Annotated in this window: 20 protein-coding genes and 2 tRNA genes; 10 read left to right on the top strand and 12 right to left on the bottom strand. The window is 47.5% G+C overall.

Annotation, left to right across the window (positions count from 1 at the left end; translation table 11 throughout):
• Nucleotides 1–50 precede the first annotated feature (50 nt).
• From M2134_RS00185 to M2134_RS00220, 8 genes are all read right to left on the bottom strand, one after another.
• Nucleotides 51–347 (bottom strand): cell division protein ZapA, encoded by a 297-nt coding sequence (locus M2134_RS00185; RefSeq protein WP_280749768.1) that lies wholly within the window; start codon nt 345–347, stop codon nt 51–53.
• Between the two features lie 7 nt (nt 348–354).
• A complete protein-coding gene (locus M2134_RS00190; protein ID WP_280758099.1) occupies nt 355–591 on the bottom strand; it encodes a hypothetical protein in 237 nt (78 codons plus the stop codon).
• Between the two features lie 230 nt (nt 592–821).
• On the bottom strand, nt 822–1,022 hold the full coding sequence (locus M2134_RS00195; RefSeq protein WP_280749770.1) for a winged helix-turn-helix domain-containing protein: 201 nt from the start codon (nt 1,020–1,022) through the stop codon (nt 822–824).
• A gap of 124 nt (nt 1,023–1,146) precedes the next feature.
• Nucleotides 1,147–1,836 (bottom strand): phenylalanine--tRNA ligase beta subunit-related protein, encoded by a 690-nt coding sequence (locus M2134_RS00200; protein ID WP_280749771.1) that lies wholly within the window; start codon nt 1,834–1,836, stop codon nt 1,147–1,149.
• A 12-nt stretch (nt 1,837–1,848) separates the two neighbouring features.
• Nucleotides 1,849–2,664, bottom strand: a complete 816-nt coding sequence (gene pgeF, locus M2134_RS00205) for a peptidoglycan editing factor PgeF (protein WP_280749772.1) — start codon at nt 2,662–2,664, stop codon at nt 1,849–1,851.
• Nucleotides 2,651–3,796 (bottom strand): GTPase ObgE, encoded by a 1,146-nt coding sequence (gene obgE / locus M2134_RS00210; RefSeq protein WP_280749773.1) that lies wholly within the window; start codon nt 3,794–3,796, stop codon nt 2,651–2,653. The genes pgeF and obgE overlap by 14 nt, the downstream gene beginning before the upstream one ends.
• A gap of 79 nt (nt 3,797–3,875) precedes the next feature.
• A complete protein-coding gene (locus tag M2134_RS00215) occupies nt 3,876–4,445 on the bottom strand; it encodes an adenylate kinase (protein ID WP_280749774.1) in 570 nt (189 codons plus the stop codon).
• Between the two features lie 36 nt (nt 4,446–4,481).
• A complete protein-coding gene (locus tag M2134_RS00220; RefSeq protein WP_280749775.1) occupies nt 4,482–5,021 on the bottom strand; it encodes a phosphoribosyltransferase family protein in 540 nt (179 codons plus the stop codon).
• Nucleotides 5,022–5,978: 957 nt separating this feature from the next.
• On the opposite strand from M2134_RS00220, the gene M2134_RS00225 reads away from it, so the two are divergent.
• From M2134_RS00225 to M2134_RS00235, 3 genes are all read left to right on the top strand, one after another.
• Nucleotides 5,979–6,052, top strand: a tRNA-Arg gene (locus M2134_RS00225).
• Between the two features lie 36 nt (nt 6,053–6,088).
• Nucleotides 6,089–6,162: transfer RNA gene (locus tag M2134_RS00230), tRNA-Arg, on the top strand.
• A gap of 88 nt (nt 6,163–6,250) precedes the next feature.
• Nucleotides 6,251–7,810, top strand: a complete 1,560-nt coding sequence (locus M2134_RS00235; RefSeq protein ID WP_280749776.1) for a phosphomethylpyrimidine synthase ThiC — start codon at nt 6,251–6,253, stop codon at nt 7,808–7,810.
• On the opposite strand, the gene M2134_RS00240 is transcribed toward M2134_RS00235, so the two are convergent.
• From M2134_RS00240 to M2134_RS00250, 3 genes are all read right to left on the bottom strand, one after another.
• Entirely contained in the window at nt 7,794–8,645 is an 852-nt protein-coding gene (locus tag M2134_RS00240) for a patatin family protein (RefSeq protein WP_280749777.1), read from the bottom strand. The genes M2134_RS00235 and M2134_RS00240 overlap by 17 nt on opposite strands.
• Before the next feature lie 343 nt (nt 8,646–8,988).
• Nucleotides 8,989–9,861 carry a HAMP domain-containing sensor histidine kinase gene (locus M2134_RS00245; RefSeq protein WP_280749778.1) on the bottom strand — a complete coding sequence of 291 codons (873 nt, stop codon included), beginning with the start codon at nt 9,859–9,861 and terminating at the stop codon, nt 8,989–8,991.
• A complete protein-coding gene (locus tag M2134_RS00250) occupies nt 9,858–10,532 on the bottom strand; it encodes a response regulator transcription factor (protein WP_280749779.1) in 675 nt (224 codons plus the stop codon). The genes M2134_RS00245 and M2134_RS00250 overlap by 4 nt, the downstream gene beginning before the upstream one ends.
• Nucleotides 10,533–10,688: 156 nt before the next feature.
• On the opposite strand from M2134_RS00250, the gene M2134_RS00255 reads away from it, so the two are divergent.
• The 7 genes from M2134_RS00255 to M2134_RS00285 all read left to right on the top strand — a co-directional run bounded on the left by M2134_RS00255 (nt 10,689) and on the right by M2134_RS00285 (nt 20,400).
• The gene (locus tag M2134_RS00255; protein WP_280749780.1) at nt 10,689–11,621 is read left to right on the top strand and encodes a DUF362 domain-containing protein; all 933 of its coding nucleotides are present in this window, start codon (nt 10,689–10,691) and stop codon (nt 11,619–11,621) included.
• Nucleotides 11,621–13,204, top strand: coding sequence for a 4Fe-4S binding protein (locus M2134_RS00260; RefSeq protein ID WP_280749781.1), 1,584 nt, complete (start codon nt 11,621–11,623; stop codon nt 13,202–13,204). The genes M2134_RS00255 and M2134_RS00260 overlap by 1 nt, the downstream gene beginning before the upstream one ends.
• Nucleotides 13,205–13,294: 90 nt before the next feature.
• Nucleotides 13,295–13,624, top strand: a complete 330-nt coding sequence (locus M2134_RS00265; RefSeq protein ID WP_280749782.1) for a hypothetical protein — start codon at nt 13,295–13,297, stop codon at nt 13,622–13,624.
• Nucleotides 13,625–13,702: 78 nt separating this feature from the next.
• A complete protein-coding gene (locus M2134_RS00270; protein ID WP_280749783.1) occupies nt 13,703–14,380 on the top strand; it encodes an OmpA family protein in 678 nt (225 codons plus the stop codon).
• A 234-nt stretch (nt 14,381–14,614) separates the two neighbouring features.
• Nucleotides 14,615–14,860: an RNA-binding protein gene (locus M2134_RS00275; protein WP_280749954.1), complete on the top strand. Its 246-nt coding sequence runs from the start codon at nt 14,615–14,617 to the stop codon at nt 14,858–14,860.
• A gap of 121 nt (nt 14,861–14,981) precedes the next feature.
• Nucleotides 14,982–16,235, top strand: coding sequence for a hypothetical protein (locus M2134_RS00280; protein ID WP_280749784.1), 1,254 nt, complete (start codon nt 14,982–14,984; stop codon nt 16,233–16,235).
• 166 nt (nt 16,236–16,401) lie between these two features.
• On the top strand, nt 16,402–20,400 hold the full coding sequence (locus M2134_RS00285; RefSeq protein WP_280749785.1) for a two-component regulator propeller domain-containing protein: 3,999 nt from the start codon (nt 16,402–16,404) through the stop codon (nt 20,398–20,400).
• Here the strand turns inward: M2134_RS00285 and M2134_RS00290 are convergent.
• Nucleotides 20,397–23,009: a glycosyl hydrolase 115 family protein gene (locus M2134_RS00290; protein WP_280749786.1), complete on the bottom strand. Its 2,613-nt coding sequence runs from the start codon at nt 23,007–23,009 to the stop codon at nt 20,397–20,399. The genes M2134_RS00285 and M2134_RS00290 overlap by 4 nt on opposite strands.
• Nucleotides 23,010–23,028: the final 19 nt, after the last annotated feature.

Consider the following 23,028-nt stretch of genomic DNA (forward strand, 5'->3'; position numbering starts at 1 on the left):
ATGTAAAGCAGTGCGGAAAAACTGTGTCTTATCTTAACAAGAGAAATAAATTACTTACCCTCTAAATACATTTCTAATTCGCTGGTCAGTTGCTCTATCTTCTCCGTAAACGGAGCGGTATCGTTCTTCTCTTCCAATTGCGAGCTGTAAACAGACAGCTGCAAAGCAACCATGGCTAACAAATCTTTCATATCCAATTCGGATTTCGTATAATTTTGCCTGTATTCATTGATCTTCTTGCGCAGTTGCTTCGCGGCTTCGCGCACAAGCTGCTCATCGTCTCTACGAATCCAAAGACCATACGTCTTATCGGCTATTTCTACGTGTATAAGAAATTTTTCGTCCATCACATCACTATTCGTTTAATAGGGCAATGCACTTATCCACTTCCCGCACTAACTTCGACAACCGTGTTCGGGCACTCTTCAGATCGCCATCGTTCACCGATACGACACGCGCCGTCAACATATTGTCGCACTTGGCATTCAACTCATTGATCTTCTCTTTCGCCAGCTGTATTTCCGTCTCTTTCTGGCTTATAATACCAGAGAGCTCGTCGATCCGTTGCTTTTGTTTGTCACATAATGCCATCAAATCACGAACTCTAACCTCTATTACTGCTAACAATCTTTTATGATCTTCGGTCATTTCACGCCAAATCTTACACAAAAGTAGCACTAAGAAATGAAATAAACAACAAAGGAGGAGTTAATAATGAAGAAGTAAAGAAAAATAGAAAAGCAATGATCCGGCAGAGAACAATAAAGGCCGTCCAATCCATATTGAACAGCCTTTTCAATCTCTTCCTTCGCAGGGGTCGGTTACACCAACGCTACGAATACTTCACCTTCAACCTCTTCGAAAGACAATTTACCTTCTTTGGCTAACCAGCCTAAAGCAGCATACAAATCTTTGTCAGCTTTGATTTTGGTTGCTTTCTTTACTGCTTTTACATTCTGTTTGCCACCTTCGTTCAATACATTCCATACGAGGCCGGCATTTGTTCCAATCAATTCAATCATTTTTGGTTGTAAATTATGTTTAACGGCAGCAAAATTAAAGATTTACATATAGACAGGCAAAGAAAATCATGTTTTTTAGCATGAAATACAGATTATTTTTTATTTGTTGCCGTATTTTAACAAATCAAATAATTATATTAACGCGATCGGAAGCGGTTATTTTCTCCGCCTCAAAATCAGCTGCTAATGCGTATGCTCTCAAGAGTTTGGCCGCCGAGCGCACTGCCTCCTCCATCCCTTCCCGACCGGAATAGCCATTAATGATCATTAACAAACGGGAGGTATTCAGGTCGATCTTGGTACGCTCCTCATCACTGGTCGGGGTGCCAATGCCTCCCTGGCGGTCTCTATAAACCGGCAATCCTTCGATATTCAACAGCCCACGTCCAATGGCTTCGTAGGGTTCACCCGCCCGGCCTACGCCCAGCTCCAGGTCGCCATCTATCTTATCCGCATCAAAGCCACCGATCGAAAAGCCGCTCTCCAGCGACACCAGGTTGATAACATCCACCAAGGTGTCGATGCGATACAAAGGTAAGTCCCGGAGCACCCTACGCCGCAACGCCTCCGCAGAAGGGCGGTAGCGGTTCGGATCTTTCCCCAGCCGTTTATAAGCCTGCCGGGTTGCCCGGATCGGAAGAAAGGCATTGATCTCTTCCAAACGCATCGAAGCACGCATCTCAGCCGTCACCCGGTCGATCTCTTCCCACAACCGTGCGTCCGGCTCCCGGTTTTCTACCTTAGCTACGAGGGCTATCACTTCCAACTCCGGACAGGCATCCCATATCGTTTCTGAAATCGTTATTCGTATCATCGCTTTCTATTTTTATTCTTTTATCATAATGCCCGTCAGCATCCGGCCGCTCTTCACCCCGTCCCGACGAGCGGAAAAGAACAATTCCGGCTGCCGGTAGGTACATTCGCCGCTTACCTCGATCCGTGCTTCCTGCAAACCCTGTCGCAACAGCTGCTTTCGGTTCGCCTGCCACAGATCGATATGTGGCTTTCGGTCACCATCGAAATAATAGACCAGCTCTTCATCGCCCTCAGCCCGAAACACATCGACCACCTCTTCGCCCACCTCAAAAGCCTCCGGGCTGATAGAGGGTCCGATGCCCGCAAACAAAAGAGCCGGATCACAATCAAACCGATCCCTCAACAGAGCAACCGTGCGCTCCACGATCCGCCCCGCCGTTCCTTTCCAACCGGCATGTATAGCCGCCACCATCCCGCGATCGGGCGCATACAACACCACCGGCACGCAATCGGCTGTCGTCACAGCAATGCAGACTTGCTGCTCCTCGGTGATCAACGCATCGATGCCATATAGCCGCTTTTGCTGCTCCTCCGGCGGGAGAGAGAGAAATGCCTTGTCGACAACCAACGCCTCCAGACCATGTGTCTGATGTGGAACAATTAACGAAGCGGGCGAAATACCCAACTGATCGCACAATCGGATTCGGTTTTCGTCGACCGCCTCCTGCTTGTCGCCACAATAATAGCCCAGATTAAGCGACGCGTACGTCCCCCGCCCTACTCCACCCTGACGGGTGGTCACAAAATGAGAAATGTTGCAATTCCCCTTCAACAGGTCGAATTGCAACATCTCTATCGGGAAGTCCAAGCGGTTATTCTTCGTCATCCCAGTCATACTCTTCGATATCTTCGTCCCAGTCATCATCATCGTCCTCTTCCATCTCCGGGATAATTAAATCCTCATCGAATACCAGGGAGCTCACATCGATGCTCTTACGAATAATCTGTTCCACCTCATGGAATGTCTCTTTATTGAGCTCTCTCCAGAGGATATCTTTGAGTTCGGTCAACCCCATCTGCGCTACAGAGGAGATAAACACGTACGGAATATCTTCGGGCAGCTCTTCGGTCAACGCCTCGATCAGTTCCTCGTCGAGCATATCGCTTTTGGTAATAGCCAACACCCGCCGCTTATCCAAGAGATCCGGGTTATACTTCACCAACTCGTTGTGTAATATCTCATACTCCTTCCGGATATCATCCGAATCGGCCGGAATCATAAAAAGAAGCAACGAGTTACGCTCGATATGACGCAAGAAGCGCAATCCAAGCCCTTTCCCTTCGCTGGCTCCTTCGATAATACCCGGTATATCCGCCATCACAAAAGAGCGGTTGTCGCGATAGCTGACGATTCCCAGGTTAGGCTCCAGCGTGGTAAACGGATAATTGGCGATCTTCGGTTTGGCGGCGGTAATCACCGACAAAAGCGTCGACTTCCCGGCATTCGGAAAACCGACCAACCCAACATCGGCCAACAGTTTCAATTGCATAATAACCGTACGCTCCTCAGCCGGCTCACCCGGTTGGGCATAGCGAGGCGCCTGGTTGGTTGATGTCTTGAAGTTCCAGTTACCCAGACCTCCGCGTCCTCCTTTGAGAAGCATCACCTGCTGACCATCTTCCGTTACGTCGCAGATAAACTCACCGGTCTCCGCGTCATACACCACCGTACCGCAAGGCACCTCGATGATCCGGTCTTCGCCATCTTTCCCGGTGCTTCGCTTGGCACTTCCACCCTCGCCATTGGTTGCCATGATATGGCGTTCGAACTTCAGGTGAAGCAGCGTCCAGTAGTTGCGGTTACCTCGCAGGTAAATATGGCCACCCTGTCCACCATTCCCTCCGTCAGGCCCTCCTTTGGGGATGTATTTCTCACGACGGAAATGAGTCGATCCTCTCCCGCCCTTTCCGGAGCGGCAGTAAATCTTTACATAATCTACAAAATTTGATTCAGCCATATCTTTTGAATTATGAATTATGAATGATGAATGATGAATTGAAGAGGACACGTATGCCTCATAATTCATCATTCATCATTCATAATTGTTTTAGCGCGTTTTTTATCTTTTCAAAAATATCATCGATCGTGCCGACGCCTTCGATGGCGACATGCTTCCCTTCCTTTATATAATAGTCGGCCAGGGGAGCTGTTTGGTTGTGATACACCTGTAAGCGCGATTGGATCGTCTCCAGGTTGTCGTCCGAACGGCCCGACGATTGACCTCTTTTCAACAGGCGTTCGATCAGTTCCGATTCCTTCACCTGCAGGTTTAACATGACACTCACATCCGTTCCGCGTTCATTCAGCATCTTTTTCAACGCTTCGGCCTGTGGGATCGTACGGGGGAAACCATCGAAGATCACCCCTTTTTCATTCTTTTTTTCATCCAGCACCTTCGCCAGGATGTCTACAATCAGCTCATCGGGCACCAGTTGTCCCTTACTAATATAGCTATCCGCTATCTTCCCCAGTTCAGTCCCCTTTTTAATTTCTGCCCTCAGCACGTCACCGGTCGAAATATGATCCAGCCCAAATTCGCTGATAATCTTTTCGCTTTGTGTTCCCTTTCCTGATCCGGGAGCACCAAATATTACTACATTCAACATGATATAATAAGTTTAATTAGGTATCACCGTTCGCCGCTATTCCCCTACCAATTTATAAATGTCTTTGTAAGTGCGGCCTAACTCATCGTAATCCAAGCCATATCCGACAATAAAATCCGTCGGAATGCGTAAACCAATATAATCAGGAGTCAAATCACATCGCATCGCATCCGGCTTAAACAGCATCGTAGCCAGTTTAACATCCGAGGCACCCTGCGATTTTAGTTTTTCCATCACATATTGCATAGTGGTTCCGGTATCAACAATATCTTCCAGAAGGATCACCAGGCGGCCACGAACATCGACCGTCACCGGTAAGATTTCATTCACCCTCCCTGTCGTAGAGGTACCCCGGTAAGAGGAGTAACGGGCAAAAGTCATCTCATAAGGGCCATCCAGCTGACGCATCAGCTCTGCCGTAAACATAAATGCCCCATTCAGAATGCTTACAAACAATGGATTCTCTCCTTCAATATCCTTTCTGATCTCCACAGCCATCCCCTCGATGGCCTCCCGGATCTGCTGCTCCGGGATAAATAGTTCAAATTCTTTATCTTTCAGACATATTCTGTCCATCTGTTTTTCCTTTTAAATGGCAAAGGTACGAAAAAAATAAAAAGAGAGAATATTTTTATTTACATGCTGAGGAGAAAGAGATATAAAGGAGAAAGGAGAAAGGAGAAAGGAGAAGGGAGAAGGGAGAAGGGGGAAGGGGGATAGGAATCGAAGATCGCTTAGCCGAAAGCGCAGAGCAAATAGGAGATATTGGCACAGATAGCACAGATAACACTGTGTTTGACTTTATTTATAAGACTGAAGGTCACGAGGCCTGAAGGGCTGAGTCCCAGCGGGACGAAGACTTAGCCCACGGGTAAGCAGGCCGAAGGTCTGCGCCACCCTGGGGATCATGACAATACAATTAGTCAAGTTCTGAAAGAACGATAGATACTATGAATTCAGCAAGCCCGGAAGGGCTTCAACCTGGATAACCCCGTGCAAACCGTAGGTGCAGCTCGGGGTCGACGTAATACATATATAATGAGCTCCGTAGGAGGTCAACTGTTGAGCCCCTACGGAGCTCGTTCCTACGACACTATCAACCCCGAGCTGCGCCTTAGCGGCTTGCACGGGGTTATCCAACTATAAGTCCTTCCGGACTTCATTTCAGTGCACCTTGCCCATCTTCACATCTTACTATATCTGAAGACGCCCCTTTCTCCTTTCTCCCTTCTCCTTCAAAGATTCCCAATTTGACCAAATTGTCAAAAACGCCCGACTATTTTTCCAAAAACGTAGGGGTATTTAAAATTAGTCCCGCGAGTAACACTTTTTAACGTATCATATTGTAAAGCAAAATGCCATTTTTGCTTACATTTTGTATTTTGAGATTTCGAGGAGAAGCGAAGCCTTCGAATAAAAGGGAAAGTGGAAGGTGATTTATTTCTTTTGCGTATGCAGACCAAATAAAAAGAAAAATTATTTGCCTATTTAAAGAAAACCGCTACCTTTGCACTCGCATTCTGAAAGAATAATGGCCGCGTAGCTCAACTGAATAGAGTAGCTGACTACGGATCAGCCGGTTACAGGTTTGAATCCTGTCGCGGTCACTATCAGAGAAAGAATAGCAAAACACATCATGGAATGGCCGCGTAGCTCAACTGAATAGAGTAGCTGACTACGGATCAGCCGGTTACAGGTTTGAATCCTGTCGCGGTCACACCTTCAGAAAGCGTTGGAAGAGATTCTTCCGACGCTTTTATGTATGGGGAGTTTTATGTATGTTTACAGTCTAATGCTAAAAGAGAATGACAATCAATAAGAGTATCCGTGTAACCTTTCCCGCCTCTGAAAAGATCTATATAAACGGGGCCATCAACAAGGTGCGGGTAGGCATGCGACAAATTACGCTGAACGACACCCAGACGGTAGACAATGCCGGCACCGTGTCATATAAACCCAACACGCCTCTTATCGTCTATGACACTTCCGGCCCCTATTCCGACCCCAAGATATCATCTCTTTTGCAAACAGGCATCCCACGTATTCGCGAAGAATGGTGCAAACGTCGCAAAGACATCGTCCCTATAACACCTCTCGTTTACAAGGCGAAAGAGGGGAAAAACATCACACAACTCTCCTATGCCAAACGACGCATCATCACCCCCGAAATGGAATATGTAGCCATTCGTGAGAGCCAGCACATCGAGTCCCTGGGACTGAAATCCTATATCACCCCCGATTTTGTTCGCAAGGAGATTGCCGCCGGACGCGCTGTGATCCCGGCAAACATCAACCACCCGGAGCTCGAGCCAATGATTATTGGTAGTAAGTTCCTGGTAAAAGTCAACGTACCGATGTACACCACCTCATCGGCCTCTCCCATCGAAGGGGAGCTGGAGAAGATGATCCGCAACTGCAAATGGGGTGCCGATTCATTTATCGACCTATCCAGATCCGGCGATATCGCAACAGCACAGAATAGCTACCTGAAGAACTGCCCGGTACCCATCGGAAGCATCCCGCTTTACGAGGCCTTTCAACAGGCGGGTGAAGAGGTGGCCGCATTAAACTGGGAGGTCTACCGAAACACCTTAATCGAACAGGCTGAGCGAGGGATTGATTTTGTGGTGGTTCATGCGGCGCTTCTGCAAGCGCATATCGATAAAACCCTGCCGCGGCTGACCGGCATCGCCTCACCGGCCGGCCTATTGATGGCTGAATGGATACACCATCACCAAAAAGAGAATTTCCTGTACACACACTTCGAAGAGCTATGCGATATCCTTCGTCAATACGACGTGACCCTGGTGATTGGCAACAGCCTGGGAGCCGGTTCCATCTATGACGCCGGCGACAGTGCCTATTATGCGGAATTGAAAACAAAAGGGAAGCTGACTGATATAGCCCGGGAGAATCTGATACAGACAATTGTCGAAGGACCGGATTGCCTGCCGATGAACAAAATGGAGGAAGAGATGAAAGAGCAGCAGTACACCTGCCGCCAAGCGCCCTATTTCATTTATGGCCCACTGACTACCGACATCAGCTACGGATACGACCACATAGCCTCTGCCATAGGTGCAGCTCAAATGGCTTCACTGGGTGCCTCGCTGATCGGCTGCGTCATGCCCACCTGTCATGACCTCCCCGCGATTAATAAAGAAGAATACCGAACAGCCATCCATACACATAAGATCGCAGCACACGCAGCAGATGTCGCCAAAGGGCATCCGGGAGCACAGGCGCGCGACAACGCCTTGAGCAAAGCGCGTATTGAGCAACGCTATAAGGACTTTTGCCACCTGGCCATCGACCCCGAGAAAGCGCTTCTCGCCTACAAAAACAAGATCAAAGAGAAAGAGTAGCCGAGCGAAAAGCCTTTTCGGCCGAGGCATACCCTTCGTCATACAAGGCTTGCAGCTTACGGCTATCCCGTTCGGTGCGCCCTACTTCGAGCGGCTTCTCAGGGCGTATCACCAAAGCTCTCCCCGCCGCCTCTTCGGCATCCACAAAATCCAACAATTCATTGTAACGACGGTGACGACTACGCAGCTGTTCACGCAGCGCCGGGTATTTCCGGTAAATAAAGCCGGGCAGACGCACCTCTTTCTCCTCCTTCCGATAGCCTTTATTGCGGGTCATGACCACCACATTTTTTACGAATCCCTCCCGGATCGATTGACGAATCGGGATAGCGTCGCACACCCCGCCATCGACCATCGGAATGCCATCGACATATTTCACAGGACACATCACCGGAATGCTACAGGAGGCACAACAGATATCCACCAGACGGTCGCGATCCTGCCGCTCTTCAAAATACTCGGCACGCCCTGTCAGACAATTACTCGTGACCATCACAAAGCGGCCGGGCGAACGAAAGCAGGTATCATAATCCAAGGGATAATAGGCATCGGGGTATTCATAAAAAAGAAAATTCATGTCGATATACCCCCTCCCTTTCAGGAAATAAGACAAGCCGATATAGTTTCGCTTCTCCAATAGATCGATATTACTGAAGCGCGAACGCCCCCGCTGACGCGAAGCATACGAAATGCCATTGCTGGCACCTGCCGAAACACCGATCGTATAGGGAAACCATATCTCCTTATCCATCAGCCAGTCCAACACGCCGGCCGTAAAAGTAGCCCGCATGCCTCCACCCTCCAATACCAATCCTGTTTTATTGTCTATAAGCATATCCTTTTCACTGTTTTCGTTTGTACACAAAAAAACCATTGCTCGATTCACATCGAACAATGGCTACAAAAATATAATAAATCAGCGATAAATAAGGGTCAATTATATCTTAATGTCTTTACATACAACCTGTATCTTCAAAAACCGAACTTCAAAAGCACCCAAAAGAATGACACGGGTCTAACTTATTTTTTATTAAACCTGTACCTTTTGAAATCTACTATGTAACTTGAAAATAAAAAGCCTTGAAACTCCATACACGGTTATACGTAAAATTACTTTTTCTCATTACTATCCCTTTCAAACACCTATATAACTATCAAGGCATGGAAAATGTTCGGTGTCAAGGAAAAAAAATTTTCACCCGGGTGCCTTTTCCCAAGTCGGAAGAGACGGTCACCTTCGCCCCGTAAGCCTGCAAGACCCTGATTGACAAAGACAAGCCGACACCATACCCGGCAAAGCCTTGTGTGTTACTGGCTCGAAAAAAAGGTTGAAAAATGTTTTTCAATTCCTCCGGAGGAATGCCAATGCCATAATCTTCAATCTCCAATTCGTTCACACGAAGCCGCACATCGACCGGACGAGGGTCGGAATATTTCAACGCATTATGTAAGATATTCTCTATGGCGATCTTCAAAAGATGCGGATTTGCCTGCACGCTATAGGCAAAAGTATCGGGCGAGAAGTGCACTCTTCCGCTGACAAACGTCATCATAAACTCCGCGATCTGGACAGATTCGGTAAAGCTTCGCAGTATCTCCTCATTACCTCGGGAGAGAAAAAGGAGCTGCTTCGTCAGGTGAATAATGCGTTTTGTCTCATGCAGGATTCGCCTGACAGCCGCCTGGTACTCTTCCGGGGTGCGCTCCTTTAATAACGTAATCTCACATTCCCCCTGAATAGCGGTCAACGGGTTATTCAGCTCATGAGACGCATTACGCACAAAGGCTTTCTCGCCCTGGTATGCGGTGTCGATACGTTCGATCATGCGTGCGGAATAACGACGACTGATCAGGTAGACCAATAACGAACTAACCAAAACAAAGGCAGTCAACACAGCCACCAAAAAGCCAAACAGGGAAGAGAAAGCCCCCGCCCCCGCTTCCTTCGGCATAAAGAAATAAGCAAATAAAAGAAAGACAATAGCCAACAACGCCATACTTCCCCCGATAAGCCCGGTGTAGGTAAGTGCTATTTTGTTTTCCGTCGTCATGCTTCCAACCTGTAGCCTACGCCCGACACCGTATGGATCAGCTTGTTGCGAAAGCCTTTATCCACCTTGCCACGCAGGTAATTCACATACACATCGACCACATTCATATTCCGATCCGGCTCTTTGTCCCACACCTCCCGGATAAGTGCTTCGCGGCTGACCGCCTCTCCGGCATGAAGCAGTAAATATTCCAACAGACGATACTCCCGCACAGTCAGATCTATTACTTGCCCGGCACGGGTAGCCCGACGGGTCTCTCGATTGAGTGAAAGATCAGCATAATTCAATGGGGCGGTGATATCCATGCCTGCCCGGCGCAACATAGCATTCACCCGAGCCACCAACTCCTGAAAGCTAAAGGGCTTCACCAGGTAATCATCGGCTCCCGCCTCCAATCCGGCCACGATATCCTCCGTGGTGCCCAAGGCGGTCAACATAATCACCGGTGTCTGAAAGCCATATGCCTGCCGGAAACGCCGACACAGTCCGATACCGGTCATGCCCGGCATAACAATATCCAAAATAAGCAATTGGAAAGACTCTTTCTGAAGCAACTCCCAACCGGAAAGGCCATTATTTGCCACACAAACAGCATACCCGAACTCACCCAATCCCCGCTCAATGAAAGAGGATATATTCGCTTCATCTTCAACCAATAATATATTTGCCATACCGATTCAAGGAAATATTTTATAAAAAGCCAGCTGTTTCCCTAATAAATGTTTAATTCATGTCAAACTTACACTATTTTGCAGACATTCACTATATTTGCTAAAGAAAATATCCTCTCGAATTATCCATGAATACATAAAGAAGTAAAAACAAAGATGAAAAGACGTGATTTTATTAAGTCCAGTGTAGTGGCTGGCGCAGCCCTTTCCCTGAATTTTGAAGGCCTTCAGGCAGCATTATCTTCCAACACCATGGCTGTACAGGCTGCACCCGACATGGTCGCTATCATGGGAGGCGAACCGGAAGCCATGTTAGACAAAGCATTGGAAACCTTAGGGGGCATAAAGAATTTCGTAAAAAAAGGAGACAAAATCGTTATAAAGCCCAATATCGGCTGGGACCGTTCACCCGAGATGGCGGGAAATACCAACCCGGATCTTATCAAAGCTTTGGTAAAAAGATGCCTGGATGCCGGCGCTTCCAAAGTGACGGTATTCGACCATACCTGCGATAACTGGCAGAAATGCTACGACAACAGTGGTATAGCGGCTGCTGCCCGCGAAGCCGGCGCCGTTGTTATGCCGGGGAACGAAGAGCGTTACTTCAAAGAGGTAGCACTTCCGAAAGGTGTTAAACTGAAAAGCGCCAAGATACATGAATCGCTTATCGAATGTGATGCTTGGTTTAATGTGCCCATCCTGAAGAACCACGGGGGAGCTAAGTTCAGTTGCGCCATGAAGAATATGATGGGTATCGTATGGGATCGCCGCTTCTTCCATCAGAACGACCTCCATCAATGTATTGCCGATATATGTACCTGGGAGAAGAAACCCGCACTGCATATTGTAGATGCCTACCGTATGATGCATCAGAACGGACCGCAGGGTAAGACATTAGCCGATGTGGCCACCCTGAAATCGCTGATCGCTTCGACAGACATTGTGGCTATCGACACCGCCGCGCTCGGTATGTTCAACCAGGTAAAGAAGTTGGATATGGAAGCTGTGGGTCACCTGGCAAACGGTGAAGCGCTCAAGCTCGGGACCACCGATCTGAAAAAGAAAAACATTCAACGTATTCGCTTATAATGAAAAAAAATAATTACCTGAAAGGATTGCGGGTGACACTGGCAATCCTTCTTTTCGTACCCATACTTCTCTATTTTCTGGATATTCGTTATGAGCTACCGGCGTGGTTCAAGATATTCCCGCACATACAGATCATTCCGGCTATTCTGGCCGGGACGGCGCTTATTATCCTGTTGCAGCTCGCATTGGTCCTGCTGTTTGGACGCATCTATTGCTCCACGATATGTCCGGCGGGAGTCCTCCAGGATATTATCAACCGCATCTATTGCATCGGAAAGAAAAAGAAGAAAAAGAAAGGAGTGCAACGGTTCAAGTATCACAAGGCTAATAATATCCTGCGATACGGACTGACCGGCGCCACTTTCATCCTCCTGCTTTCCGGGTTCGCCGGTCTGGCGCTGCTTTTAGACCCATATAGTAATTTCGGGCGTATCGTAGCCAATCTGTTCCGACCGGTGCTTATTTGGATCAATAATCCGTTAGCTTCCGGGTTATCCCGTTTCGACAATTATACGCTTTACCACATTACCATCAGTACGGTAACCACATTCAGCGTAATCGCCTCCTTGGTGGCGCTAATCCTGTTTGTTGTATTGGTTTCCTGGCGGGGACGCATCTTCTGCAACACCCTTTGCCCGGTTGGTGGGCTATTGAGTCTCTTCTCACGCTTTTCTTTGTTCAATGTGCATATCAACAAAGAAAAATGCATCAGCTGTGGTCTTTGTGAAAAGAGCTGCAAAGCAGAAGCCATCGACACGAAGAATATGACAGTCGACAATTCCCGCTGTGTAGATTGCTTCAACTGTATCTCCTCCTGCAAAAAAGATAGTATCAGCTACAGCTTTAATCCGCCCTGGGCAAATAAAAAGGAGAAAACAACGGAAGCCAGCGTAGAATCGGTAAACGAAACGGCTACCCCGACCACAAACACCCGTCGCCATTTCCTGGCTACCAGTGCCACGGTGGCCGCCACCCTGCCTATAGCCTCTGCCTGGGCGCAAAAGCAACAAAAGAGCGATCACCCCGCCCCGATCACCCCACCAGGATCGATCAGCCTGGAGCGCTTCAAAGATAAATGTACCGGATGTCATCTTTGCGTGGTGCAATGCCCAAGCCATGTGCTTCGGCCGGCCGGACTGGAGTTTGGAGTAGGTTATATGTTGAAGCCCCATATGGCGTATATCGACAGCTATTGCAATTACGAATGTACCATTTGTGCCGATGTTTGCCCCAACCATGCGATCCATCTCGACTCCAAAGAAGAGAAGCTGACGACGCAGGTGGGTATTGCAGAGTTCTTCCTCAACCGTTGTATTGTGGAGACAGAGAACACCGACTGTGGCGCTTGTTCCGAACACTGCCCCACACAGGCCGTGCATATGGAACTTTATAAAGAGGGTTCTACCCTCACCGTGCCAAAGGTGGAGCCACATCTCTGTATTGGCTGCGGTGGTTGCGAATCGATCTGTCCGGTACGCCCCAACAGAGCCATTATCGTCAAAGCCAACCCCATCCACCAGCAGGTAGAGAAACCGGCAGAAGAAGAAATCAAAGAATTCGAAATCGACGACTTCGGATTCTAAAAGAAAAAAGAGGGAAATTTAAGTTGAACTGACGCTTCGATGCGAAGAATCGCTATCTTTGCTCATGTATAACTAATAAAACAGTATGTTATGAACGAAAATGACGAATTCCTTTACGACGAAGACGATTCCGTACGTTTTATCCAGAATTATCTTCCACAAGAGATGAAAGGCAAGTTCAGCGACGACGATATCAACTATATCGTGGATCTGGTTTATGACTTTTATGATTCAAAAGGTTTCCTTACTGATGATGAAAGCGAAGCGGAAGATGATATCGAGATCGATGAAGACGAACTGATCGAATATGTGATAAAAAACGCGAAGAAAGACGGCGTAGGCAAATTCGGATCGGAGGAAATCACCTTTATTGTTCAGGGCGAATTGGCTTATTGCGATTCGATCGATATGTTTGAATAACGTAAAATACCGGGGGGTAAACAAGTTGAAGCGTTTTTCTGTTATAGAATTAAACGAGTAATTTAAATGTATAAAAAAATGAAAAGCGTAAAGTTATTATCAGTTGTGCTGTTGAGTTCAGCCTTAGTTTTTACAAGTTGTGGAACATGGAGTAATACAGCCAAAGGCACAGCCATTGGTGTAGGTGGAGGAGCTGCCGTAGGGGCAGGTGTAGGTGCGATAGCCGGTAATACGGCATTGGGTAGCATCATTGGTGCTGCCGTAGGCGGAACAGCCGGTGCCCTGATCGGTAAAAACATGGACAAGCAGAAGAAACAGATCGAAGAGGCTGTTCCCGATGCAACGGTAGAAAAGGTAAACGATGGCGAAGCCCTGAAGGTGACCTTTGACTCCGGTATCCTGTTTGCTACCAATTCAAGCACCTTGAGCGATGCCTCCAGAGACGCATTGGCTAATTTTGGTACTACGTTGAAAAACAATCCGGACACCTATATTCGCATTATAGGACATACCGACAATACCGGTAATGTGGACTATAATCAGACCCTGTCTGAGAAACGTGCCAAGAGCGTAGACGACTACCTGAAGCTGCAGGGAGTAGCTCCCAGCCGTATGGCCTACGAAGGAAAAGGAATCCATGAACCGGTTGCCAGCAATGCGACAGCAGAAGGCCGTTCACTGAACCGCCGGGTGGAAATCCTGATCGTTGCCAACGAAAAAATGATCGAAGAGGCACAAGCCGGCACATTGAACTAAGCAAATCGCGATAAGAAAAGGAGAGACAGGCCCTAAAGGTCTGTCTTTCTTATTTTAAGGCCATCGCTTGATCTTCATGGGATATCGGGAGAAAAAAGAGCATTTGGAGAAAATAAAAGCCGAAAAATGTTTGTATATCAACTTTATTGCGTTTCTTTGCTACGACAAAACAAACGATTGTTCTTTCCACAAAGCGATCTTTGTTTCTTATTAATTATTTATTATTTATTTTTTATGAACATTTACATTGGTAATTTAAATTACCGCGTTAGAGAACAAGATTTGCAACAGATTCTTGAAGAGTATGGAACAGTTGATTCTGTTAAGTTAATCATTGATCGTGACACACGTCGTTCTAAAGGTTTCGCTTTTGCTGAAATGCCTAATGATGACGAAGCAAGAAACATGATCAAAGAATTGGACGGAGCTGAATACGAAGGTCGTCAGATGGTAGTAAAAGAAGCAACTCCAAGAGGCTAATCTCTATAGCCTCGGCTAAGAAGATATTGGTTTTTATAATGGGGAGATGGATTTTATCTATCTCCCTATTTTTATTATAAACGGTTTTTCGCTACGTTTGTAAACAAATCATAAGAGAAAAATGTATTTCATCACAAGGGAACGGTGCATAGGAATAAGGCTACTTACGGTGGGCTTCCTTCTCTTTTTGTCTGCTGTTTTCTCTGTACAGGCACAACATGCCGAGGGCATCTATTCAGACGATTACACCGTCGACCCGGAGAAACACAAAGAGCTCTCCCTGGAGCTCAACAACCTCAACTTCTTCAAAAATATCGAATACGACAATACGGTGATCAAAGGCTACTCGCTGCCCGGATTATGGCTGCAGCCCAAAGTGGTCTATCATGCTTTGCCAAACATAAAACTGGAAGCCGGTTTGCATGCTCTGTTGTATCATGGTAGCTATCGCTATCCCAATGTAGCCTACCATGATATCGCTGAATGGAAAGGCGGCCAGTATCAGAAAGGAGCCCATATCACCACTTATTTCCGGGCACAACTACAACTGACAAAAAACCTGAACATCGTATTGGGCAATATCTACGGAGGAAGCAACCATCAACTGATAGAGCCACTCTATAGTCCAGAACTGAACCTGACGGCGGATCCCGAGGCGGGCGTACAGCTCTTGTGGGACAGTCGACGGATCCATGCGGATCTATGGCTCAACTGGCATAGTTTTATTTATAAAGGAGACACCCACCAGGAAGCGTTTACGGTCGGCTTATCAAGCCGCTTCGACCTGAATGATCCCGATTCGAAAGTACATCTCTATGTGCCCCTCCAGGTGTTGGCACAGCATAGAGGCGGAGAATTGGACACCATGCAGGTCAACTCAATCAGCACCTTTGTGAATGCAGCAACCGGGATCGGAGCCACCTGGAATACCGGGCATCGCCTGTTCCGACGCTTAACCCTCGAAGCCGATTTCCTCGGCTATTACCAACAAGCCGGTACCCTATGGCCCATAGACAAAGGGGTTGCCAGCTACCTCAGCCTACATGCCGAGATAGGCAAATTTCATCTGAAGACAGCTTATTTCAACAACCAGGATTTTATCTCTTTATTCGGCAATCCGCTTTTTGGTGCTATGTCGTTGATTGAGGAGAACGCGGTCTATGAACATCCGCAAATGTTTTACTTGGGAGGAGAATATACCCTGAAGCTCGGCAAAGGCTATGCTTTAGGGGTTGATTTCGATCTTTATCAGATGTTCTCCGACGTGATCAACCACCCCGAAACCGGCAAGCGCTCTATCAAGGGCAACACCAACTTCTCCTTTGGCGTCTACTTCAGGGTAACCCCTTCTTTCCTGTTGAAAAAGTTTCACTAATGGATAAGGGATAATTGCAAAGGATTTACCGGATATTGCATAAAAAACCACTATATTTATGCGCGTCTATCTCGTATACCTTTATACCAAATAAGCATTTTAGCTACAAGCCACTACGGCAGCGCTATATATTTCCGATATCAACTAATACGAAAGAGTAACCACAATGAGTAAAACACGCAATCTCTTTTCAATCTATCTTATTATCATCGGCTTGATGATAATCTGGACTGAAACAACCCAAGCCGCGCAAGGCGAAAAATTGTTGGATGTAGGAGATAACCTTTCGGGAACCATCTTTTATGATATTGCACAGGATTCACAAGGCAATATCTATATTGCGTCAGAAAAGGGGTTAAACATTTACGACGGCGCAAAAATCACACTGTATAATCAGGAGGCAAAAAACGACGGAAGCAAAACGGCAAGGATTGTCATGGCTCTTTGCGCGGGCCGTAACGGAGATTTATGGATTGGGCGGACGGACGGAATGGCACTATATAACCATACGACACGACGAATGAAAGAGATCTCTTTCTTAGGCAAAACAGGCGAACTGATGGAAACGTATGTAAAGGATATCGTTTCCGATGGTTCCGGAAAATTTTACGTAGCCACATTGGGACATGGCGTCTTTTGTCTCCATGAAAACGATCATATAGCCCAGCAAACAGGCCAGGGAGACGAAGTGGATTATTTTGTCAACGCATTGCTTTGTCATGAAGGAACCTTATATGCCGGTACCGAACGTCACGGACTTAGACAAGCCGTAAGGACAACCGACTCGGATGAAATCACGTGGAAAATTGTGGATGGGACGGAAAGCCTGAAGGTAACAGCATTGGCGGCTACGCAGGACAGTACACTCTACATCGCGACAGATGCCGGTCTTTATCGAAAAGACAGACAGGGGAAGATCGGCCTTGTGAAAGGCATCGAAAAAGAGTTGGTGCATTGTCTTTGTCTAACCCAAAAGGGGGTGTTATTGATTGGCACCCACGGAAAAGGAATCCATGCCTATGATCCCCATTCCGATACGCTCAACCCTATTCCTTATGACCTCACCTGTACCGATCCCCGAAAAGCGCGCGTATGGTCTATTTTTGAAGACCGGTCTGAAAATCTATGGTTGGGCTTACAGGGGAAAGGCGTCGTACGTATTCCTGCCAGAAAAAGCCCTTTTCACATACTTGAAACACCCCGTTATGGGAAAGAAGCCGTGTCGCAACTGGAAAATATTACCTCATTGGGGCTAAGCCAGCATAGCGAACTCTATGTCGGCACCGATGGAGAAGGCTTATATCGCTTTGGAGCCGATCATACCTATCTCCGACACTACGACATAAAAGCATCCGACAAACAACCGGTTTGTATCAGCGCAATTGGATGTGATGCCAAAGGAGGCATTTGGATAGGCTGTGAAAAAAGAGGTTTGCTAAAGTTGAACCCCTCCACCGGAGCGTGTGACTATGTGCCTGCCATGGAGGGATTGCACATCTCATCCATTTTGCCGGATGGTACGGATGCCCTTCTTGTATCAACCATGGGAACCGGTTTTTATCGTATCGATCTTGAAAAACGATTACTAATGAGTGAACGTGGTTATACAGCCCGCGACTACCACCCCACCGCCAACACCCTAAACAACAGCTGGATAACAGGACTAATGCGTGGGCAGAGTGGCAAGTTATACATCAACACCTGCTATGGACAAGGTTGTTATGACGAAGAAAAACAAAGCTTCATAAACCGTTTTGGAGAAAACAGTCTTTTAAGAGGCAAGCACATCATTTCTTCTATGGAGGATAGCCGTGGCACGTTGTGGATGGGCACGCCTGACGGACTTTACCGACTTGACAACGGCAGCTCCGAGCCCTGTTTTTACGATACACACAACGGCCTGCCCGACAATTACATCTCCGGTCTCTGCGAAGACCAGCAAGGAAACATTTGGATAACTACCATGTGTGGTATTGTTCGAATGGATCTTCACCAGCAATCATTCACGACCTATTATGAAGACGACGGACTGCAGAGCAACGAGTTTTCACCCAAGGCTTTACTCATAACACCCGATGGATGCATCTACGCGGGGGGCACGAAAGGTGTCAGTTACTTCCATCCGACCGGCGTCGACTCGTTGCTTCCACATATCCCCGAAGTACGTATTGTCGATTTTTATCTACACGGAGAGCCGGTTTTGCCTGACAATAAAGGGGGCTATCAGCTGAAACCTACTGACAATGCTTTTTGTATTGAGTTTGCCACAACCGATCCGGGTGGTGATAAGAACTGTCATTTTTTCTATTCCTTAAACGAAGGTGAATGGCACTCCCTGCCACAAGGCATGAACAAAGTGTACTTCAACGGGTTACCGGCCGGTGAACATATCATCCGGGTGAAAGCCGGCAGACAGCAGCCCTTGTCGGAGGCTTGTGTGTTTCAACTTTATATCAATCCTCATTGGTATGCCACCTCTTGGGCCTGGGCTATATGGTGTTTGTTAATAGGTGGGATTGTATGTACGATACTATGGTTTTTGCGTCGCCGGATAGAACAAGTGCATCGGGAGGAGCTAAACGAGGCAAAGCTACAGTTTTTCACAAACATCGCTCATGAGATTCGTACGCCCATGACATTGGTAGTTAATCCTTTGAAGCGGCTGATGGAGAGTGATGGCGATCCAAAGCGACAACACCAATATCACATTATCTATCGCAATGCCGACCGCCTGCTTCAGTTGGTCAACCAACTGATGGATCTACGTAAATTAGACAAAGGGCAGATGAAACTCGACTTCTGTCGTACGGACTTGGTGGCTTTAATACGGCGTACGGCCGCCCTTTTCGAAGGACTGATGATCGATAAAGATATCACGTTCACCATCGAAGCCAACCCCGACAGTATCGAGGCTTGTATTGACCCAGGCAACTTCGACAAAGTGATAGTCAACCTGCTTTCGAATGCGTTGAAATATACCCCGAACGGTGGTAAAATAAGCTTCGTTTTGCATAGTGAAGAGGATCAGATCTATTTGGAATTGAGCAATGAAGGCCCCGGCATTCTTCCCGAAGATTTAGAACGTATCTTTAATCGCTTTTATCGGGTTGATTCGCAACACAACCAGAGCATGCAGGGAACAGGAATCGGCCTGCATTTGGTTCACTCATTCGTAAAGTTGCATCATGGCAACATTTTTGTCCGCAACCTGACGGATAACACAGGCTGTTGCTTCACGATTACCTTGCCCGCTGCCGACCATTTTCCTCACCCGGAACTTTTACAGATGGTTCCTGCTGAAAATCGTGAAAGCGATTGCCGGCCTATCATACTCTCGCCTATACCCGAAACGGCACCTCCAACAAAACAGTCCAAAGGGAAATATCATCTGTTGCTGGTTGACGACGACGACGAAATACGCACCTACCTGAAACAGGAACTTCAAAACGAATACTGCATACAGGAATGTGAGAACGGGAAGGATGCCTTATCGGAGATGCACCGTCATCGCCCGGATCTTGTCGTATGCGATGTGATGATGCCCGTTATGGACGGAATCACCTTCTGCCACAAAGTGAAACAGAATATCGGTTTAAACGATATTCCCATCATCTTGCTCACGGCACGAACACGCGAGGAAGACACCTTGCTTGGATTGGATACAGGTGCCGACAGCTATATGATAAAACCTTTCAATATGCACATCCTTCGCAATACGATTGCCAACCTATTGCATAATCGTGAGCTGCTACGCAATATCTATCAGGGAAAGCAACTGCCGACAGGAAAAACCGAGACACCAATAGTGCAGGCGCCGAATGAAAGACTGATGGATCGGGTGACTAAATATGTCAATCTTAACCTGGCCAATCCGGATTACACCGTAGAGAATCTCGCTTCGGACGTAGGATTGAGTCGTATGCATCTGAATCGCAAACTCAAGGAGCTGACAAACCAGACATCACAGAACTTCATCCGTAATATTCGTTTGCACCAGGCAGCCGAGTTATTGAAGAAGATAGATGTAACAGTTTCCGACGTAGGTCAGGCAGTAGGCATCCCCAGCATAACCTATTTCTCCTATGTCTTCAAAGAACAGTTTGGCGTCTCTCCCAGGGAATATCAAACAAAAGCGAAAAAGGCAAATGAGAAGAAGACAGACTAAGGCTGTTTAAGCATATACTCACTCTCCGCCATTTTCAAATAGCTTTCGCGATAGCCACCGCTGTCCACAATAACTTTATGTAGTACCACTCCCGGATCGAGCGGTTCAAAGGTCAATATCCAGGAGTCCTCTTTCTCGGGTACAGGGAGGCGAATCGGCAATTCAATGATGCGGGCGGATCCTGTGGGATACATCAAGGTGTACTTATTCTCCCATGTCAACAAACCGTTCATATTCACTTGCCGGGCGTCAGCCCCCTCAAACCCTACCCGTATATGATGTCCCCCGTTGCCCAGGAAAGGCATCGTACTCTTCAGGATGAGTCTTACATCTACAGAATCTGCCGGGCAAGCCGCGTCTATGCGGTAAGAGAGACTGGCTCCTTGGGTGGGCGAGGTGTAAGGCATCAAGGCTATGCCGGACAGGGTGCGTCCGTAGTGTGGAATGACAGTCCACGTTGTTCCTTCAGGGGCATGGGAGGCATAATAATGCTCCGCTTCCATGACGGCCACCTTATCGCGCATAGAGAAAATATAACCTCCCTCCTCTTTAGGCTTCTCCACACGGTACACCTTGGGACATATATTGTATGGAGGCGCATACCAATCCGTATACCCGATATGCACCTGATCCATCATGTGGTTCCATTTTCCGTTGGCCATACGAAGGTTATAGTCCCGACAAAGCAAGGAGTCGCGATCATAACATTGTTCTACGTGGTCGGCCCAGTCGTTGGCTTTCATATCACCTTCGGCTGCAAGCTTACGATTCATAGCCACCCCATAATACATATCATAGAGGTTTGCCATCGCTTGTATCGGAAAAAGTATCAACTGCTGATAGCAGTCGCCGGCATCTGTCGACAACTCATCCCGTAAGCGAAGGGCACGCGCTTCGAGGGCAAGGAATTCATTGCGCACCTGTAGGTATTCATTGGACGCCAGATCATACGTATGTTCGTCCAAGAGCTCACCCGTAATACGGGCAGCATATTGCGAATAGCTATTCAACAAGACGGCAGCCTGTTCGGCATATGCCTCACCAAAAAGTGACGCGCAAAAGCGTCGCGTGTAAGCATGCAGGTTGTCGGCACGAAATTGTTGCGGATCCCAGGCCATCTCCATAAAAAAGTCAATAGGATACTCATGGGGTTTAAGACTTCCCACATTGAGGATCCACAACCGATCCACTCCGTAATCATAGGTCAGTTGTAATTGTTCCCACAGATGCTCTATCTGATATGTGTTAAGCCATTTGCAAGCACGCGGAGCGCCATAGTAGCTGACATGATAATACATACCATATCCACCGGGATGACGTAAGCTATCCAAGGATGGTACCCGGCGTATGTCCCCGTAATTATCGTCACAGAATGCCACAATCACATCATCAGGCACGGGGAGTCCCTGGTTGAAATAATCCATCACCTCGCTATAAAGCGTCCATACCTGTGGTGTCTCCCGGGCAGGACGTCCAGTGACATTTTCGATGATATCGCGCTGATCGGTGATGATTCTTTTCATCAAACGGAAATTCTCCTCGATACTTCCTGCGTCTTCCATCGGACGATCTTCATCACCTCTCATGCCGATGGTGATCAGATTCTCACGTCCGGCACTATTTTCTATACCCTCTCGGAAGAAACGCCGCAGCGCTTTACGATTCGTTTGATAGTTCCACTGGCTGTTTCCATACGCTTGTTTATGGCGTATCCATTCTTGTTGTGAGCGTTGCATCGGCTCGTGATGCGAAGTCCCGATGACGATGCCATATTCATCGGCCACGACCGGGTTCAGCGGGTCATCTTCGTTGAAGCAGTTGCCTTCATACAACCCCGCCTCATCTTTCAAAATAGGCACTAATGGTTTGTATTCCTTGAAAGAGCCCCACATGGCAGGCCACAGACAGTTTGCTTTGAGACGAAGAAGAAGTTCATAGAGATGGGCATACATCTGGCTGTTCATTCCGCCAAAACGTTCGCGTGCCCACGATGTCATACCCGGAAACTCATCATTAATGAATATACCCCGATACTTCACGGCTGGTTCGTCCGTGAAGTGAGACAGGTTATGCGGCAAATAAACCTCTTCCCGATGACGCACCGGCGCATCAGCCCACCAATGCCAGGGTGATACACCGAGTTGGCGTGATAGTTCATAGATGGCAAAGATAGTCCCCCGTCGGTCGCTTCCTACAATAACCAATGCCTGTTCGACATCCGGCAGAGGATGATCCACTACGGCAACGAGGCTGCTCTCCCACTTCCCCTGTAATCTCTCTATAGGGAGCTTTCCACTTTGTTGGAGTTGCTCTATCAGTCGGCTGTGTCCGAGCGTGCCGATAATCACCGGGCAACGTGTCAACTCACCACCTACCGACGTACGCAGTGTACGTCCAGTGACGCGATAGATATCTTTTTGTAAATCCTCAATGGCACGTATTACGCCGGGCGGTTCGGCCGGATCGTAGCAGATGGAAGCATCCCCATGAGCGGTAACAAAAGGAAACGATCCCTCTTCCTTCTGTTCATGTATCCATTCATCAGATTGCGCATTCAAAGGAATAAAAACAAATAGTACGAAAGTCAGGAAGAAAGCTATCTTATACATACACCTATTGATCTTAAAA

The sequence above is a fragment of the Parabacteroides sp. PM6-13 genome (genome assembly GCF_029892605.1).
In the GTDB taxonomy this organism is placed as follows: Bacteria; Bacteroidota; Bacteroidia; order Bacteroidales; family Tannerellaceae; genus QVMG01.